Raw genomic sequence first — 1,342 nt, 5'->3', positions numbered from 1 at the left:
CAGGTTGCGGAAATACACCCCCAACGGACGCTGCCTTCCTCGGGTTACGTGCCCAGCGTCGCTAAATCTTTCGCATTGTGCAATTTCAACGCGAATCAACCTCTTTTAAGCAGTGTGAGGCCGACTTCTGGCCTCATTGCAGCCTTTGCCCGCCGCTATGGGCGGATTTCTGCCAGCGATCGCAGACGCACGAGGTTATAGGCCGCCATGTTCAATACGAACATCTGGTCCACCTTCTTCAAGCCGCGCACCATCACCTGGCGCATGCGCCCAACGGTCTTGGCCCAGCCGAATCCTTGTTCGATCAACTTGCGCTTTTGCTGCGAAATCGCGTAGCCCGCGCTCGAGGCAACCGTATCGGGCACTGCCGAACGCCGCCCCGAGGTGTTTTGCGCAATGTGCGGTGTGACCTTCATCTGCTGGCACGCCTCGATGAATTCCTGCGCATCGTAACCCTTGTCTGCACCCAACGTAATTTCTACGTTCGGATCCTCTGCCGCTTGCCGTGCGTCGTGGATCATGATCTTGGCCGCTTCACGCTCGGCATGCCCGTCGGCGCGAGTCACGCGCGCATTGACCACCAGGCCGTGCCGGTTATCAGTCAGCGTATGGCCCATGTACCGCAATTCGCTGGCTGTTTTGCCTTTGCGATAGAGCCTCGCATCGGGGTCGGTCCTCGACTGATGTGTCTCGTTACTGCGTTTCTCGCCCTTGAAGGTGCCCGCGCCGCCACCGTCGTTGTCCTGATCGTCACCGTTCTTGCGTACAAAACTCTTGTGCCCGGCCCATGCCTGAAGCAACGTGCCGTCCACGCTGAAATGCTCACCCGATAGCAGGCACTTCTTCTCGGCGATGGCCACCACTTCGTTGAAGAATTCGATCACTGCATCGTGCTTGATCAGACGCTCGCGGTTCTTTGTAAAGACTGTGGGCACCCACACCTCGTCATCCATTGCCAGGCCGATGAACCAACGAAAAAGCAGGTTATATTGAACCTGCTCCATCAGTTGGCGCTCCGAGCGGATGCTGTAGAGCACCTGGATCAGCATGGCTCGCAGCAACTTCTCTGGCGCGATGCTCGGCCTGCCGCCTTTTATGTCCGCTTCGTACATCCCGGCGAACAGCCGATCCATCTTCGCCAGCGCTTCGTTCGCCATCACGCGAATCAAACGCAACGGATGCGACTTCGGGACGAAGTCGTCCAGCTTCCGCAGGGAAAACAAACTCTCGGTGAACGTGTCGGTGCCGCGCATATGATCTTCTGGAAGGCGGGTGGGGTTCTTACATCAACGCTTTTGCTTTCCCTCGCGATGACTTCAGTGCGAGGTATTTCCGCACCCTG

Annotated in this window: 1 protein-coding gene; it reads right to left on the bottom strand. The window is 57.7% G+C overall.

The window, feature by feature from the left end:
- Positions 1–155: 155 nt before the first annotated feature.
- Positions 156–1,253 carry an IS5 family transposase gene (locus tag BBA01S_RS39420; RefSeq protein ID WP_027821165.1) on the bottom strand — a complete coding sequence of 366 codons (1,098 nt, stop codon included), beginning with the start codon at positions 1,251–1,253 and terminating at the stop codon, positions 156–158.
- Between the last annotated feature and the right edge of the window lie 89 nt (positions 1,254–1,342).

This window comes from Paraburkholderia bannensis NBRC 103871 (assembly GCF_000685015.1).
Taxonomy (GTDB): domain Bacteria; phylum Pseudomonadota; class Gammaproteobacteria; order Burkholderiales; family Burkholderiaceae; genus Paraburkholderia; species Paraburkholderia bannensis.
This window is presented reverse-complemented; position numbering and strand designations above follow the sequence as displayed.

Excerpts from the sequence above, each read along its gene's own strand:
- BBA01S_RS39420 (WP_027821165.1), bottom strand. The coding sequence starts at position 1,253 with ATGCGCGGCACCGACACGTTCACCGAGAGTTTGTTTTCCCTGCGGAAG.